We start from the raw sequence: 16,815 nt of genomic DNA, 5'->3' as shown, positions 1-16,815 counted from the left end.
AACAGGGAGGACGCATGGCTTCAAAAACGGTTTCTGTGCACGCCGCGCTCCGCCGTCTCTTTTCAGACACACGGCAGCACAGCCTCGATCTCGCCGCGCCACTTTCGGACGCCGACGCAAGCGCGCAGTCGATGCCCGATGCAAGTCCAGCGAAATGGCACCTCGCGCATACGACATGGTTCTTCGAAACCTTCGTGCTGACCCCGCATGTGCCGGGCTACCGCGTGTTCGATCCGGCGTACGGCTTCCTGTTCAACAGCTACTACGAAGCGGCCGGGCCGCGCCTACGCCGCGACCGGCGCGGGATGCTGACGCGGCCGGCACTCACCGAAATCCTCGCCTGGCGAGCCCACGTCGATGCTGCGCTCGACCGCGCGATCGATGAACTGCCGGAAACCGCGCGAGCGCTCGTCACGCTCGGCTGCCACCACGAGCAGCAGCATCAGGAACTGCTGCTGACCGACATCTTGCACCTATTCTCGGAAAACCCCGTCGCGCCCGTCTATGCGAAGATCGCCCCTTTCCCGGCGGCGGATGCCGATGCCCATGATTGGCTGGCGCATCCCGGGGGCATCGTTTCCATCGGCCACGCCGGAGACGGCTTCGCGTTCGACTGTGAAACGCCCCGCCATCCCGAACTGCTGCAGACCTTCGCGCTCGGATCGCGACTCGTGACGAATGCCGAATGGGCCGCGTTCATCGACGACGGCGGCTACCGCACGCCGACGCTCTGGCTTTCGGACGGTTGGGCATGGGCCGAGCAGAATGACGTCACGGCGCCGCTCTACTGGCGGCGCGAAGACGACGGCTGGTCCACCATGACCCTCGCCGGGCGGCAGCCGGTCGATCCCGCAGCGCCGACGACGCATGTCAGCTACTTCGAGGCCGATGCCTTCGCGCGCTGGGCCGGCGCGCGCCTGCCGCGCGAGGCAGAATGGGAAGCGATGGCCGAAAACGCGGCGCTTTCCCAAATGTTCGGCACCTGCTGGCAATGGACCCAGAGCGCCTACGCCGCCTACCCCGGCTTCCGCCCGGCCGCAGGCGCGGTGGGGGAGTATAACGGCAAGTTCATGTGCGGGCAGTTTGTCCTGCGCGGCGCGTCGTGCGCGACGCCCGAAGGCCACACCCGCCCCACCTATCGCAACTTCTTCTATCCCCACCAGCGCTGGCAATTCACCGGCGTGCGGCTGGCGAAGGACATTTAGGAACGGATGCGTCATGACGTCAGTTGCGGATACCCTGCCGAAAAGTGATTTTGCGGACGCCGTGGTGCGGGGCCTGTCGCAGCCTCGCAAGGTGATCCCCGCACGCTACCTCTACGACCGTCGCGGCTCCGAGCTTTTCGAAGAGATCACTGAGCTTCCCGAATATTATCCGACCCGTACCGAAACGGGCCTTCTGGATGCGCACACACCAGAAATCGGACGGATCGCGGGCACCGGCAAGGTGGTTGTCGAGTTCGGCTCCGGTTCCTCGACGAAAACCCCCGTGTTCGTGGAGGCTGTGCGCGCCGCCACTTACGTGCCGATCGACATTTCCGCGGACTTCCTGCGCGATGCCGCTGCCCGGCTGGCACAGGCGCTGCCTCGGCTCCGTATCCTGCCGGTGGCGGCAGACTTCACCAAGCCGATCGCACTTCCCGGCGCCGTGGAAGGTCGCCCGATGATCGGCTTCTTCCCCGGCTCCACGATCGGCAACCTCACGCACGCTGCCGCCGTCGATCTGCTGCGCGCGTTCCGTGCCACGCTTGGGGAGGCGCCGTGGCTCGCCATCGGCATCGATCTGCGCAAGAACCCGCGCCTGATCGAGGCGGCGTATGACGATTCGGCAGGCGTCACCGCCGCGTTCAACCTCAACCTGCTCGCACGCATCAATCGCGAACTCGGCGGCGATATCCCGCTGGATGCCTTCGAACACCGCGCACTGTGGAACGACGATCTGGGGCGCATCGAAATGCACCTCGCCGCAACGCGCGATGTCCGCTTCCATGCGGCCGGCGAAACATTCAGCCTCCGCGAGGAGGAGACAATCCACACCGAAAACAGCCACAAATACACGATCGAGGAGGCGCGCCTGCTGGCCCGCGCCGCCGGGTGGCGACCCGTCCGCTACTGGACGGACGCGCGCGGCCTGTTCAGCCTGCACCTCTGGCGGGGCGGCGCAGACGAAATGGAGCCATGACGATCCATTTCACTGCCCCATTTCACTGGGGTGTGTGGCGATTCGGTTCAGGCCGATGCGAAAATGGTGGATTTTGAGAACCCGATACCGCCTTCTGCGTAACATGGCGAGGGCGCGCGCCGCCCGATCCATCGCCTCCGACGAAGTCGAGGATGCCCATGAGCGCGCCGTGGAGCGTGGCATGGACCTCGCCGCGCTTGTCGCCGGGGAACAGCACGATCTTGCCGACAAGCGACCGGATATCGGCCGCAGCCTCGGCGCGCGTGGCGGGGTCTTCGAGCGTCTCGACGAGTCGCTCGACCTTGCGCCGGTAGACCTCGGCGATGCCGGGATGGATGTCAGGCACGCTCGCCGGGGCCTCTGACAGCTTTTCTTTGAGACGGACCTTCTGCCGCTCCAGCTCCGCCATCCGCGCCTTCATGGTCGCCTGATACATACCGTCCTCGATCGCCGCCATGATCCCGGCAATGGCCCGCTCAACCTTGCCTAGCGCCTGCCGGTCGGCCTCGGCCTTTGCCCGGCGCTCGCGATTCGCCTCATTGATCTGCTGCGCATAGGCTTTGACAGCCGCCTCGACCTTCTCGGGCGAGACGAGCCGGTCGCGGATGCCGGCCAGCGCGCGTTCCTCAAGATGAGGGCGCCGGATCGAGCGCGGGTTGGTGCAGGTGCCGTGCCGGTTGCGGTTGATGCAGCCATAGCGGTCCTTGACCACGATGCCGTAGACGCCGCCGCACACCCCGCATTCCAGAAGCCCCGAGAGCAGATGCACGGGGCGGCGCAGTTCATTGAACTTCCGCGCGCGCGCCGCGACCATCCCCGCCGTCGCCGCTTCGAACCGTTGCGTCAGGACCGCCTGCTGGGCGCGCACCGCCTGCCAGAGCGCATCGTCAACGATGCGAAGGTGTGGAACCGGGACCTCCACCCATTCTGCTTCGGGGTTGAGCCGGGCCACCTTCCGACCCGTGGCCGGGTCCTTGAGGTAGCGCTTGCGGTTCCATGAGAGGACACCGGCATAAAGGGTATTGTTGAGGATTCCCGTGCCGCAGCTTGCACGACCGCGAATCGTCGTGTCGCGCCATGTCCGCCCGTGGGGTCCAGGTATGCCCTCGGCATTGAGATCGCGCGCAATCGCGCGCGGGCTCGTGCCACAAGAAAACGCCTTGAAGATGCGTCGCACGACCTCGGCTTCGGCCGGATCGACGGCGCGCTCGCCGCGCACCAGCTCGCCGTCGGCGGTCAGGCGGCGCACGATCCTGTAGCCGTAGGCGGCGCGACTTGCGGAAAGCCCCTTCTCGACACGCCCGCGCAGGCCGCGGTGCGTCTTCTTCGCGAGATCTTTGAGGAACAGCGCGTTCATTGTGCCCTTGAGCCCGACATGAAGCTCGCTGATCTCGCCTTCGGCGAGCGTGACCAGGGTCACGCCTGCAAACTGCAGATGCTTGTAGAGCGTCGCGACATCGGCCTGATCGCGCGACACGCGGTCGAGCGCCTCGGCGAGAACGACATCGAAGGTTCCGCGCTCGGCGTCCCGCAGGAGCTGCCGGATGCCGGGGCGGAGCGTGACGCTGGCGCCGGAGATGGCGGCATCCTCATAGGCATGGACCTCGGTCCAGCCTTCGCGGCCCGCGCGTTCGCGGCAGATACGAAGCTGGTCCTCGATCGAGGCCGCACTCTGCTGGTCGGAGGAATAGCGTGCATAAAGCGCAGCGCGGGTCATGCGTCATCACCTTCGAAAAGAGATAAAGGCCCCAGCCGGGAGACGCCGTCGCATCAAGAGGACGGGGACATATGATCGGCGAGCCGCTGCGTGCATCCTACCCGCTGTCGCCGTCATTGTCATTGGCGGCCTTGCGGACACGCATATGCTCGCGAGCGATGTGACGTCCGACCGCCTCGGCAATGCGAGTGAGCGCGGCATCGACGCCGGCAGGGTCGAGCGCTGCGGCATTGTCATTCGCCACGGCAGGCGCCAACGGCTCCGGCGTCTCATCCCCGGTCATGGCCGGCGCCGCAGATGTCCTCATTGTCGTTCCCGGCCTCGTAGAACATGGGGTTCTTCATCCATGCGCTGACGGTGGACTCGCGCCAGCCGGTGCAGCGCGTGCTGATCCGAACCTGCTTCGGAAAACTCCCGGCCTGCATCTTCCGGTAGAGTGTCGAGCGCCTGAGCCCCGTGCGGTCGAGCACGGCTTTGAGGCGCAGGATGCGGTCATGGGACATGGCTGGTCCTTCCTTCAGCGGTTGTCAGCTTCCCCAGTCGGGTCAGGATGCCGGGTCCGGTACTGGCGTCAAGAGTGGCGGAAATGGTGCCACCTCAACGCAAACGGTCCCGTGGGATCGCCCAGGACGTCACCGGATGTCAGCGCACGTCAGTTCGCCGCCAAAGATTTTTTGCGGCAGATCACGGCGATGCTGAGCTGGTGTCTCATGATGTCCCGCGCGCCGGATCGGCGCGCGAATCAGGTGCCGGGCTTTTGCCCGGCGGCGTGTTTGATCCGTCTGTTCCGGCGGGGAGCGGGCGTCACGGGCTTTAGGCGGGCCGCGCCGGCCTGCAACCTGCCTGCGGCAGGTCTTCCACTCTCGTTCCAGCCCTTCGGGTGCAGGCCGCCTCATGCGGCCCGCCTGATCCCGTTCCTGCCGCCCGCCCCCGCCCTCCGGCCGGGGCCGCGGCTGTTGGAAGGGAGAAGCATGATGAACGGAAAATCTGTATCTGAACCCAGCGTGCCCCTTGAGCGGGATCGTCACGCGGTGATGCGGGCATGGCTGCGGAAGCTCCCCGAGCGAACGCTGATGGTGTTCATCGCCCACAGGGTCGAAGGCAAATCCTACGCCGAGATCGCCGCAGAGCTCGGGATCGGTGAATGCCGGGTGCGCTGGCACATGCGAAAGGCCATCCGGCACATCATGAAGATCGGCAAGCCCTACCGGGAAGCGTTCGCGGCACTGGATCCGGTATCGCAGCAGGTCATGGAGCTTGCCTGGGACGGGCTGCTCAACGACCGCATCGCGCTGCGGCTGGGCCTCTCGGTCCGCGACGTGGAAACCCGCATGGCGGCGGCACTGGTGGCGCTCCACAAGGCCGCAACCCTCTGATCAGGGGGTTGCGGTGCCATTGCCCACAGCAACAGCCTGTTCTTGCAGTGCAAAGTCATGCCTGAGTTGCTAGGAAGGTCTCCTATGCGCACGAGCCTCGATCATCTTCCGCCCGCAAAGCAACGCGAGCTTGAGCGTGTCGTCGAGATTCTGTTCGAGGAATTCAACGATACCCTCGCGCTTGCCCAGCACCAGTGGAAGAAGAAGGGCCGTATCACCAAGGTCATCCTCTACGGCAGCTATGCACGCGGCGGCTGGGTCGATGAGCCGCACACCGCCAAGGGCTACAAGTCAGACTTCGACCTCCTTGTCATCGTCAACGACAAGCGGCTCACCGATTATGTGAAATACTGGGTGAAGGCCGAGGAGAGGTTCCACCGCGAGTACGGCATCACGAAGAGCATCAAGACCCCGGTCAACTTCATCGTGCACACGCTGCAGGAGGTGAACGATGGCCTCGCACATGGCCGCTACTTCTTCATGGACGTCGCGAAAGACGGCATCGCGCTCTACCAGAGTGACGACAGCGTGCTTCACACGCCAAAGCCCAAGACGCCGAAGGATGCGCTCAAAATGGCGCGGGAATACTTCGATGAGTGGATGACCAGCTCCGTCGATTTCTTCGATGGATACAAAGACGCCGAAGCACGCGGTAAACGGAAAAAAGCGGTTTTCGACTTACATCAGGCAACGGAACGCCTCTACCACTGCGTCCTTCTGGTCTGCACGTTCTATACCCCTCACGTTCACAACCTGGGTTTTCTGCGCTCTCAGGCCAACCTTATCGACCGCCGATTGATGTATGTCTGGCCCGAGGACAACCGCAAGCAGCGCGCGATGTTCGAGAAGCTGAAGCAAGCCTATGTGAAGGCCCGCTACTCGAAGCATTACCGCATCAGCGAGGAAGAACTCACGTGGCTCGGTGAGCAGGTGGAGGAGCTCGGCCGCGTCGTCCACGCCGTGTGCAGCGAGCGGATCGCCGAGCTTGAAGCCTCGGCGAAGGGCTGATTTAGGCTACAAGCGGTATGTAGAGCCTCAGGACTCAATTGTGGCTATGCGGGCGGTGACAATGCAGTTCGACTAAGTCGATAGCCGCCAACATAGCTGCCCTTGCTGGTCCCAAATCCCGACGTCCAAATCCACCCGTCATTCATGGTGCCGTCAACGACGAATTCTGGTCGACTGCGGGCCTGCAGCTATCGAGGACGCGATGAAGAACGTTGCCGTCCATCGCGATCTTTGCTGGTACTCAGCTGGATCAAATTTTATGGTTGCCAATCCTGCATCTGAAGCACGTTCCCGCCCAGCCGTTGAAATGCTCGCTGGCGACAGGAAAACACAATAATCTGCTGGTCGCGAGCCTGTCGGTGAAGCGCGTCGAACATGCGCTCAATGCGATCATCGTCAGAATATACCAGCGCGTCATCGAGAATGACGGGCGCGGGCCGTCCATCGCGCGCGAGGAGGCGAGCGAAGGCTAGGCGGGTTAGGACAGACAGTTGTTCTCGCATACCGCCACTCAGCCGATCGACATCCTCCTCCAAGCCTGCGCGGACGATCTTCTGAGGGAGCAGGGTCCGATCGTCGAAACTGATCGAGACATCGTCGAACAACAGCCCAAGCAAGGGGCGGAGTTCGTTCATTACGGGTGTGAGGTAGAGGTCGCGCGCGCTCGACCGGGCGGTTTCCAGCGCCTGGGCAAGCCTGGTGAGCACTGCGACCTCATGCTCAAATGCCGCGACCCGCGCCTCGGCGGCGGCAAGGGAATCTGCAGTCTGACGCCAGTTTTCTTCGACGGCATCGTCGGATCGCGCGGTGATTCGAGCGTTCAGGCCTGCGATGGTTTCACGAAGCTGCTGGATTTCGGTTTCTGCGGCCTGCTCGACAGAGCGAAGCCGACGAAGCGTTGCTTCGGCAGCGTCCAGATCGAGCGTGACGCTGCGTAACCCATCAACCTGCGCCTGCATCTCCACGAGCACGCCATTGCGCTCGTTCAGGCGCGCCAAAAGCGCTTCGCCCCGTTCTTCCCGGGATTCGACCGGACCGAGCACAGCGCTTGCCTGCTGCTCGCGCGCCTGGAGGGATGCCAGCGTCGTCTCGGCGGTGACAAACATTGTATAGGCATGATCGCGGGCGGGCTCAGCAGTGCGGATCGCCTGGGTCGCCTGCCGTCGTCGCTGCTGCGCCGTATCGCAGGCGGCGCGCGTTTCGTCGGGGTCAGCCTTGAGTTCGAGCAGCTCAGGATCGACCGCCGAGAGCGCAGCGGCTGCTTCGCGCAAGACATCAAGCCCATCCGGCGCGAGCACAGCAAGCTGGGCGCGAGCCTCGATCGCTTGCCCCTCGATGCCCTGGACTTCGACTTGCTGTGCCCGGGCGGCGGCCAGATCAGCGACCCCCATCGACGTCAGCAAGGTGCCCCGCTGAGCCTCCGCTGCAGCGAGGCGTCCATCATCCTGCTCGACCCGGTTGGATCGCAGGGTGATGTGGCCGATGCCGGGAGCGACCAGATGGGCGTGCCCAACATAGCTGCGTTCCTCACCCTCGCCGAGCGGCGCTCCACCCAGCGTCATGCGCGTCTTAACGCCGTTTTCATAGGCGACCGTCACCGACGGTCGCCCGGCTTCGTGTATCGCGCGGATGCGGGCAATTTCGACATCCAACCCGGCGAGTTCATCAATTGCCCCAGCGGGGAGGCGAAGCTGGGCGAGCCGTGCTTCACTGCTCTCAATCATCGTTCGCGCCGCTTCGGCGTGGCGAAGACGCTCCTCGACCTCCGAACGCCGCTCGGCCGCCTCTTTGGCCCGGGTCGCTGCCGTGAGCGTGTCGAGCAACGAGCGCAGGGAGGTCTCCTCCGCTTCTGCGGCGTCTGCTTCGGCCTGCGCCTGGGCAATTGCTTCGAGCGCGGCACGACGTCGCTCCACCGCATCCTCGCGACGGCGCTGGACGTCGCGGCTTTCCTCCGTCACTTGGCTCGTCTCCACCAGTGCTTCGCTGAACTGGCGATGTTCGCGTTCGGCGACATCCCAGCGCTCGCGCGCCAGGCCGAGTTCGGCTTCGGCAGCCTTGAGTTTATCGGCCTGCGCGCGGGCAGCGTCGAATGCGGCCCCGGCTTTCACCACGGCGTGTCGCCGGTCATCGCGCTCGTCGGCATTTTCCAGTTCGGCGAGACGCCCCTGCGCTACGGCCCGCTGGTCCAGCTCACCGCGCAGCGCCAAGACCTCGTCCCTCAGCCGATGTTCATCCCCCGCGAGTCGATCGCGCTCCGCGATCGCGGCTGCGTAACGTCCCCCCGTTTTGGGGCGGCCCGTGGTGGTGACCAGAGAGTCTCTATCTTCGATGGTCGCAACCAGAATCTCGGCCATGCGGCGCCCGCCGGTCATCGCCTCGACCTCACCCTGCACCGATTCGAGCAGGCTGGTACGCGCCAGCCGATCGCTGTCCTCAGCCGCCCGGCTGCGCTGCTCGATTCCGGTGATGCCCTGACGCACCCACAACAGCCCCGCCGGCCCGCCCGCGCCGCCGTTGATCAGCCCTGCAATGAAATTCTCCGCTTCGTCTGCTTGTGCAAGAAGCCGCCCCGAACCGAGATCGACCACCTTGGCGAAGCGACCGTTGTAGAATTGCTTGGTGATGCGGTAGCGACTGTCACCAACGATGATGTCGGCCTCGACCAGAGGGCTCCCACCGCTATAGGGGCGCAGGTTGCGCACATCGCCTGCAGTACTGCCATAGGGCTGGAAAAACAGCCCGTGCAAAGCCTCGAAGCTGGTTGACTTGCCGAACTCATTGGCGGCGCACAGGACATTAACGCCGTCGCCAATCCCCTCGATCGCGATACCGCGCCCGGCGAAACGCTTGACATTATGCAGGCGGAGCGCAGCGAGCTTCATTACGCCATCTCCTTGGCGAAGCCGTAGAGGCGCGTCAGAGCGGCCGCGGCAATGGCCCGCTCCGCTGCTGACCGGCTATCGTCCTCGCTTTCGGCGAGCAAGGCATCCGCCGCTTCGCGCAAGGCGCCCGCGCGATCGATCTGGTCCAGATCCTCAACCGCGCAATCGGTCGCAAGTCCGCTATCATCCAGCACTAGCCAGCCGAAATCGGGTGCAGCCTCCGCCACCATAGTCGCCAGAGCGGTGCGTGCCGCCAGCCCCGCGCGTCCGGTCGCCACGATGCGCGCCATGGTCTGGCGACGATCGCGCAGTTCGGGCAACAGTTCCGCCAGTGCGGGGGCGGAATCATCGTCGGCGAGCAAATGGAGGTCGAGCGAGCGCCACACGAAACTGGCGGTCGGAAGCGTAGTCGCTTGTGGCACCGCCCCGGCGCCGGCGATCTCGATTAATACAGCCTCACCCGGACGATCATGCTTGAACCGGTCTTGCTCCGGTGTGCCGCTGTAGCGCGTGCGCGGATCGACCTCGATTGCACCGTGCCAGTCGCCCAGCGCCAGATAATCGAGGCCAGCCCGACGGGCGCGATCCGGCGCGATCACTTCGGAAGCGCCTGAGTCTTCAGAAAAACTCTGGATCGGGCCGTGCGCTATGCCGATACGGATCGTACCCTCGGGCGTCGCGGCGGCATCCATCCAGGCGCTCAGGTCGCGACCCGGCCGACGCGTGGTACATGGCGCGGGCAGCAGCGCGACATTGGGCGCGAGTTCGATAGGGCTGGCTGCGGACGCAAGCACCACATTGCTCGGCGCCTCCCGGGCGAGCAGCGCCCAGAGTTCGCTCGCCTGCAACGAATCGTGGTTGCCGGGCAGGATAATCCAGCGGATCGCCGCGTGATGCGCCATTTCGGTAAGCGCCTGGCGTCGCACCTCGGCAGCGGGGGTTTCGGTATCGAACGTGTCGCCGGCAAGCAGGATGGTGCCCGCGCCCTGCGCCCGCGCATGATCGGCTAGCCGCGCAATCACTGCATGACGCGCTTCGCGCAGGCGACCGGGCAGGTCACCTTCGAAATTGCCGAAACGCTTGCCCAGATGCAGATCGCTCGAATGGATAAAGCGGAACATCGTCATTCTATCTCCGGGATGATTGGCGCGGTCGGCAAGGCTTCATCTCCACGCACACGTGCGATCGCTTCCTCCAGTCGGCCGCGCGACCCGGCTGCCAGTCTTTCGACGCCCAGCAGCCGTGCGAGTTCGCGCGCGGGATCGGGTTCGTCGAGCAGATCGGGGTTTGCCCGCACCACTGCCGCCAGCTCGGCGAGCGGGATGTCTGGGATGGCTCGGCGCGCGTCGTCATTTGCCGGCGCACGATAGACGCGGGTGTCGGTTACATCGCCCGCTTTCCAGATAAATTCGCCGCTCGATTCCTGCGTGCGATCGAAATCGCGCAGATGAATGTCGATGCGCTCGCGAATCTTGCCGCCTGTGCGCAGCCAGCCATGCGCGCGGGCGATGCGCTGGCACAATATATCCGTGCGCAACGGGCTTTCTCTTTCGATCACCGCGGCAACCATCGCCTGCAATGTGTCGCGATAGGCGAAGTCATGGAAGCGGTCTGGTTCGGCAACAAAGCCGGTCAGGTCCGTCAGGCGATAAAGATCGTCCGGCGCGGCGCTAGGCGCTGTGGTTGCACCGGCCATATCCTCGGCGATCACGGCCCCGCCAGCTGGCGGCACTTCCGAGGATACAAGTTCGATCGTCGCGAAAACCGGCGGCGGCGCTTCTGCCTCCACCCGCCCGGCGGCTTCGTCATCGCGAATTTCTTCGATCCCCTCGACCCCGTGCCCCATATCCCAATGCGGAGCGATTGCTGGCTCGGCATCGGTGGCACGGCTGGCCTCGAGCAAGGCTTGCAATGCGTCGTGCAGTCGCTCCGAACAACCCGCCGGATCATACCACCAATCGGTCGACCAGACGCGCAGGATGTTCCAGCCTAGCCCGGTCAGAACCTGTTCGCGAACCTTGTCTCGGTCACGCGCGGTAGCAGCGCTGTGATAGGATGCCCCATCGCATTCTACACCCACAAGATAGGCCCCCGGAAGATCCGGGTGGCGGACGCCGAGATCGATGCGGAAGCCGGAGATGCCGACCTGCGGCACGATCTGCCATCCACGCCGCTCCAGTTGCTCGGCGACCGCTTCCTCGAAGGGCGAGTCGAACCCGCCGACCGATCCCATCGTCTGTGCCGGCAGCGCGATGGACCCACGCTCTGCATAATCGAGGAAGGTCTTGAGATGATGGACCGCAGTCGCCTTGGTGCGGGTCGGGTCGATCTGATCGGCGGTGAAGCCCGAGAAGATGATCAGCTCTTGCCGCGCACGCGTGACGGCAACATTTAGCCGCCGCTCGCCGCCGTCCCGGTTGAGAGCGCCGAAATCCATGGTCGTCTTGCCTGCAGCATCCTTCCAGAACGTGATTGAGAACAGGATCACATCACGCTCGTCACCCTGCACATTCTCCAGATTCTTGACGATCGTCGCCTCGACCCGTTCGTCCGCGAAAAACCATTCCAATTCGGGTTCGTCGCGGCGCGCCAGGTCGAGCAGGTCCAGTATCAGCGACTGCTGCTGGGCATTGAAGGTGATGACGCCCAGCGTCGGGCGGCTCTTTTCGGGCAGAGCAAGCCACGCGCGCATCCGGGCGACCGCTTCGTCGGCAACGGCCTGGGCCTCGATGCGGTTGGTGCGGCTCTTGCCACGATCATAGACGCCAGTCGGCACCTTGCGTAGCTGCACTGCGCGATCCTCGACCTGGGGCGAAGGAAAGGTGACGAGGCGGTTCTGATAATAATGATGGTTGGAGAAGGCGATCAGCGACTCGCTGCGGCTGCGATAGTGCCAGCGCAGGTCGCGCACCGGAATGCCCGACGCTTTGGCCTCATCGAGGATGCTTTCCAGATCGCGCTCATGGTCGGCGACCTCTTCATCTTCCTCGTTGCGCCCGAAAAAGTTGGTAGGCGGCAATTGCTTAGGGTCGCCGACGATGATCGTCTGGCGTCCGCGCGCAATCGCGCCGACGGCGTCCCAAGTGGTGATCTGCGATGCTTCGTCAAAGATCACAACGTCGAACAGCGCCTGGTTCGGCGGGAAATATTGCGCGATCGACAGCGGCGACATCAGCATGCACGGCGCGAGCTTGGAAAAGCTCTCCGGCATCTTGGCGATCATGTCGCGAATCGATTGGCTGGGACGCTGCAACTCCATCTGATGGCGCAGCAGTCCCAATTCGGAGTTGCGCGGCACACTCTGCACCGGCGGCAGGCCGTGCGCAATCGCACCTATCACGCGGGCCGTCGCATGGGTGCGCACCAGATCGTCGATCTCCCGGAACTCGGCGATTGCGTTCTCATGGCTAAAGCGGCGAAAGTCGCGCAGTATGGGATCACCATCAAGCACCCCTGGCAGCCACCAACGGGCATAGCCCAGACGGAACGCAGCGCACGTCTCCTCAGCTGGGATCATGCCGCTTTCGACCTGCTCGACCAGCGCGTCGAGTCCGAAAGCGACAGCACGGTTTCGAACCCGGCACCACGCCGTCCAGTCGCGCAACAGATGACGCGCCTCCGCCAGTTCTCCCAGCGTTTCGATCAGAATGACGAGCGAGTCTGGCCTTGCGTCGATCGTGACGACGCGCCCGGCCGCTTCGGCAAAGCGGGTTCGAGCTTCCTCGAACCCGCTTGCGGCGGCAAGCAGTTTCGGGCCGGCCTGCCACATCCAGCCGTCCTCATCGCGCTCGCGCAGGGCAGCGGCGACACGCTGCGTGACCGCCGCCACTACCTCCGGCCCGCGTCCGTCAAGTTTGAGCGCATTCCTTAGCGCGCGGGCCCGCTCCAATATTTCGGCCATTGCTGCAAGGTCGGTATCCAGCCCCGCGAACGGCAGTGGACGGGTATGCAACGGCGAAGCGTCGATCACCGCCAGTTGGGCTTTCATGGAGCGCAAACGCGAAAGGTCTTGGTCAGGCTGCGTCGCGCCGGCATCGGCATAGCTCTGCAATAGCCGCGTTATCTTGCGCCGCCCGAGCGCTGACATCGGCCAGAAGGAAGAATTCGCCTCGCGCCACTGGCGATCAAGCGCTTCAGGATCTAGATCGCGCACTGCGGCGGGCGCGAAGCTGGCCCCAAATCCGCGCTCAGCCTCGCGATAAGCGGTGATTGCGGCCTCCAATGCTGAAAGTTCGCCCGCGCACTTGGCGAAATCGGGGTCGAACGTGATCGAGAGATCACGCTCACGGCCGCCTTCGATCGCCTGTGCAAGGGCGGTCAGAGCCGCGATCTCGGAATCTGCCGGCAGATCGGCAGGCGCAATCCCCAGCGCTGTGCGATAGGAAGCAAGTGCGCCGACAAGCAACTCGGTAGCGTTGCGCAGGGACTGCCCCGCTGTGAGCACCGCTTCTTGCCGCGCCGCACCCAACTCGTCGATATTGATCAGGTCGAGTGCCGGCCTTCGTTCGACAGAAGTGAAAACGAGCCCTACCTCATGGGCAAGCTCTTCAAGCCGCGCCAATGCCTCCGCGTCATGTGCCTGCTCACGGGGCCAGCCCAATTCTGGTGCCGGCTTGTCCTTCGCACGCAGCGCAATGCCAAGCGCCAAATATGGCGTCCAGCCGTTAGAATACGGTTTGTGCAGCGCTTCGACATAGGCATTTAAAGTGTCGCGCCGCAGCTTTAGCCTATCATTCACCGCGAGCCACTGCGCTTGATCGTTGCGACTGCCATGCTCCCAAGCGGCCTTGAGCTGAGTCAGGAAATGCCGTCGGTCGGCCTTGTTCGAGTGGAGTTCGACACAATGATCTCCCAGCCCGTGCTCGCGCAGCCGCCGATACACTACATCTAGCGCGGCAGTCTTCTCGGCGACGAATAGCACCGTCTTCCCGACCGCCAGACAATTGGCGATCATATTAGCAATGGTCTGGCTTTTTCCGGTACCGGGCGGGCCTACGATCACGAAGTCCCGCCCTTCCGCGGCAGCCAAGCTTGCAGCAGTTTGAGATGAATCGGAGGGCAGCAAGCAGACGATGTCGGCGGGCGCATAGGCGTGATCGAGTTCGCGCTCTTCGCAGAAAGCCGCTTGCCCACTTGTGGCAGCGAATGCCTGTTCGGGCGTGTCGATCAGGTGTCTAACGACGCGGTTCTCGCGCAGTGCCTCGGTCCGCTCGACAAGATCCTTCCACATCAGGAACTTGGCAAAGCTGAAGGTGGATAGTGCAGTCTCGTCGATCACCTCCATACCCGGCACGTCGCGCACGGCTTGGCGCATCATCGCCAGCACGCGAGGGACGTCGATCCCGTTGTCGTCGGATGGCAATTCTCCGGTAAACTGCGGCAATCTCAGTTCGAATTCTCGTTCCAGGAATTGTAACAGCGTCGCATTGAAGCGTGGCTCGTCCTCGTGGAACAGAATACGAAAGGGCGAACTGGCACTGCGCCGCTCAAGCTTGACCGGAACGAGCAGCAACGGCGCTCGATAGCTGCGTTCATCTTCGGGCTTCTTTTTCCAGCGCAAGAAGCCGACCGCCAGAAACAGCGTGTTCGCGCCCCCCTCTGCGAAATCATTCTTCACCTGGCGATGAAGCTCGATCAACCGTGCTTCAAGCGGCTGTTGATCGAGCGGGGAGGGAAGTTCATCGCGTTGAAGTGCCTCGGCCGCGAAGCTGCGCTGAAGATCGCGACCATGAACGTCTCGGTAGAGCGCGGCGTCGCGCTCACCGAGCGGGTTCTGCTGGGGCAACGACACGATCTGGATCGCCGCCCCATCCGCCAGCCGGTCTTCCAGATAGGCGACGTCGGTGCAGAGAAACGGAATTGTCTTCTTTGTGACGGGGAAGTTAAGTAATCGATTGCGCAATGTCAGATCGAGCAGCTTCTTCTGCCAGCGATCGATCCGTCCCGCCGCGGTAGTTGGCTTTTGCTCCACGGAAAGCGCCGGCAGGTCGTCGAAAGATGGCGCGCTTGGCAGAGACAACCCCGATACCACTGCGGCGCCTTCGTCAGCGTCGGAGCCAGCGCGGCGGGCTTCATGCGATGCAAGCGGCGTGACCCCGCCGCTTCGTGCGCGTCGAACGTCGATTGCCGCTACGAAGTCGGGAGCTTCCTCTTCGCCCATCCGCTGATCGAGAGCTCGCTGAGCGACATCCATCGCCATCGCCGGACGGTGCGTAACGCCCGTCGTTTCGAATATGATCAACTCGCGCGAAGCCAGCGCCTTACGCACTTCAATCTGATCCGATTCGATCGTGTTGCCGAAGGTCCGCTTGGTCAGCCAAACGCCCGCCGCCGCATGACCGCGAAACATCAGGATGACCGGATGCAGGCCTGCGCCCTCCAGTGCCGCAGCAAATAATAGAGTTAAGTCGAGGCAGGTGCCCAATCGATCTTCCGCGATCGTTGCCGGACGCCGCACCTTCTGGCCTCGATCCTCGAAACTGGCCGGTGGTTCGGCATAATGGATACCCATCCCGGCGATGGCCGAGTAGATGGCGGCTGCCACTAGGTAAGTGCGGCCCGGATCGCTCGACTGATACCCAACCAGCCCGCTCGGGTGGCCATGCTCCGCCAGTCGTTCGGCGGAGTTCCGCAGGACGCGAGCGACGGCGGTATCGTTCGGCATGACGAATGCGGGGAGCAGTTGTGCCATGTCGGCAACTCCGCCCCACTCATCCCGCGCGAGCAACCGGACCGGGAAGCGCTGTTCATCAAGTACAGTATTGCCGTCTGATAGCCGGAGTGTAACCTCCCCGCGCTCTGCCTCGTTCAACCCGGCAAGGTAGTCGGCGTCCAACTCTACCTTGCGGTCCGCAAGCGGCAGAGTGTCGCCAGTCACAAGCCGGTCGATCGCCCAAGACTTTGGCCGTAGGAAGGCCGGCGAAGAAGTGAGCTCGAGACGGCATTTTTCGTAATTTTGGCCATCGGCGTTGTCGATCTGAATTGATCGCAGGACCGGGATAGCGTTTTGGTAAGACGCGTAGGTGAAGCTCCCAGCGACATCGGCGACTATGGCAGGCTTGCGGCCTCCGTTCGGATCATTCGATAGATTAGCTACGGAACGCTTGGCCGAATCATCCATGATCTATCCCCCATAATTGGAGGCTAGCTAAGCAGATCGTCTTAACAAAGCCGAAATTTGGAAGCTTGTAGTTACTAGTCGAGAAGGTCCTATCCGGTTTTATCTACGAGCGAGGAACGTTTGTTGCTGACGGCACTAGCCGCGGCCTAGCGAGTGGCAGTTTTCGGAATTACCGCCGGCTTGCTTCGAAGGTCGATTTTTCTTGCGCTGACACTGACGCGCCAGCCGCCTCCGGAACGTCCGCTATCCGATCGGCGCTCCTTAAAGGAGCCGTTCCGGAGCGTCCGACGAGGCCGACAAAACCGCCATTGAGAATCCCGTTCCATTGCCTCCGTTGCGAACGCCCGCTTCCCTCTGCGTCGCCAGAGCGCGATGACTTCGTCGCGCTGCTCGCCATCCGCCTGTTGCACGAGCCCGAGCAGCGCCCCGTAGATCGCCGCCCGATCATCCTCGACGAGCGCATCGAACCTGGCCTTGACGATAAGCCCGCCGAGTTCGATGAGCCGGCGCGTCCGCTCGCGGCGCTTCACC

General features: G+C 63.6%; 11 protein-coding genes. 4 read left to right on the top strand and 7 right to left on the bottom strand.

The window, feature by feature from the left end; translation table 11 throughout:
• The first annotated feature begins 14 nt into the window (after positions 1-14).
• Positions 15-1,205 carry an ergothioneine biosynthesis protein EgtB gene (gene egtB / locus AAC014_RS01995; RefSeq protein WP_339703573.1) on the top strand — a complete coding sequence of 397 codons (1,191 nt, stop codon included), beginning with the start codon at positions 15-17 and terminating at the stop codon, positions 1,203-1,205.
• A gap of 13 nt (positions 1,206-1,218) precedes the next feature.
• Complete coding sequence (gene egtD, locus AAC014_RS01990) at positions 1,219-2,181, top strand: L-histidine N(alpha)-methyltransferase (protein WP_339703571.1); 963 nt, start codon at positions 1,219-1,221, stop codon at positions 2,179-2,181.
• A 22-nt stretch (positions 2,182-2,203) separates the two neighbouring features.
• Here the strand turns inward: egtD and AAC014_RS01985 are convergent, their stop codons facing one another.
• The 3 genes from AAC014_RS01985 to AAC014_RS01975 form a co-directional block, all read right to left on the bottom strand.
• Entirely contained in the window at positions 2,204-3,898 is a 1,695-nt protein-coding gene (locus AAC014_RS01985; protein WP_339703568.1) for a recombinase family protein, read from the bottom strand.
• Positions 3,899-3,995: 97 nt separating this feature from the next.
• A complete protein-coding gene (locus tag AAC014_RS01980; protein WP_339703566.1) occupies positions 3,996-4,181 on the bottom strand; it encodes a hypothetical protein in 186 nt (61 codons plus the stop codon).
• A complete protein-coding gene (locus AAC014_RS01975; RefSeq protein ID WP_339703564.1) occupies positions 4,168-4,401 on the bottom strand; it encodes an AlpA family phage regulatory protein in 234 nt (77 codons plus the stop codon). Before AAC014_RS01975 ends, AAC014_RS01980 begins: the two co-directional genes overlap by 14 nt.
• 471 nt (positions 4,402-4,872) lie before the next feature.
• Between AAC014_RS01975 and AAC014_RS01970 the strand changes: the two genes are divergently transcribed.
• Both AAC014_RS01970 and AAC014_RS01965 read left to right on the top strand, forming a co-directional pair.
• Complete coding sequence (locus AAC014_RS01970; RefSeq protein WP_339703561.1) at positions 4,873-5,274, top strand: sigma factor-like helix-turn-helix DNA-binding protein; 402 nt, start codon at positions 4,873-4,875, stop codon at positions 5,272-5,274.
• 84 nt (positions 5,275-5,358) lie between these two features.
• A complete protein-coding gene (locus tag AAC014_RS01965) occupies positions 5,359-6,282 on the top strand; it encodes a nucleotidyltransferase and HEPN domain-containing protein (RefSeq protein WP_339703558.1) in 924 nt (307 codons plus the stop codon).
• A 257-nt stretch (positions 6,283-6,539) separates the two neighbouring features.
• On the opposite strand, the gene AAC014_RS01960 is transcribed toward AAC014_RS01965, so the two are convergent.
• The 4 genes from AAC014_RS01960 to AAC014_RS01945 all read right to left on the bottom strand — a co-directional run bounded on the left by AAC014_RS01960 (position 6,540) and on the right by AAC014_RS01945 (position 16,814).
• Positions 6,540-9,164 (bottom strand): DNA-binding protein, encoded by a 2,625-nt coding sequence (locus AAC014_RS01960; protein ID WP_339703555.1) that lies wholly within the window; start codon positions 9,162-9,164, stop codon positions 6,540-6,542.
• Positions 9,164-10,291: a DNA repair exonuclease gene (locus AAC014_RS01955; protein WP_339703553.1), complete on the bottom strand. Its 1,128-nt coding sequence runs from the start codon at positions 10,289-10,291 to the stop codon at positions 9,164-9,166. Before AAC014_RS01955 ends, AAC014_RS01960 begins: the two co-directional genes overlap by 1 nt.
• The gene (locus tag AAC014_RS01950; RefSeq protein ID WP_339703551.1) at positions 10,288-16,284 is read right to left on the bottom strand and encodes a DUF3320 domain-containing protein; all 5,997 of its coding nucleotides are present in this window, start codon (positions 16,282-16,284) and stop codon (positions 10,288-10,290) included. The genes AAC014_RS01955 and AAC014_RS01950 overlap by 4 nt, the downstream gene beginning before the upstream one ends.
• A gap of 146 nt (positions 16,285-16,430) precedes the next feature.
• On the bottom strand, positions 16,431-16,814 hold the full coding sequence (locus tag AAC014_RS01945) for a conjugal transfer protein TraD (protein ID WP_339703548.1): 384 nt from the start codon (positions 16,812-16,814) through the stop codon (positions 16,431-16,433).
• Between the last annotated feature and the right edge of the window lies 1 nt (position 16,815).

It is taken from the genome of uncultured Sphingosinicella sp. (genome assembly GCF_963974575.1).
GTDB lineage: Bacteria > Pseudomonadota > Alphaproteobacteria > Sphingomonadales > Sphingomonadaceae > Sphingosinicella.
The sequence above is the reverse complement of the archived record's forward strand: the minus strand, read 5'-3'. Positions and strand labels throughout refer to the sequence as shown.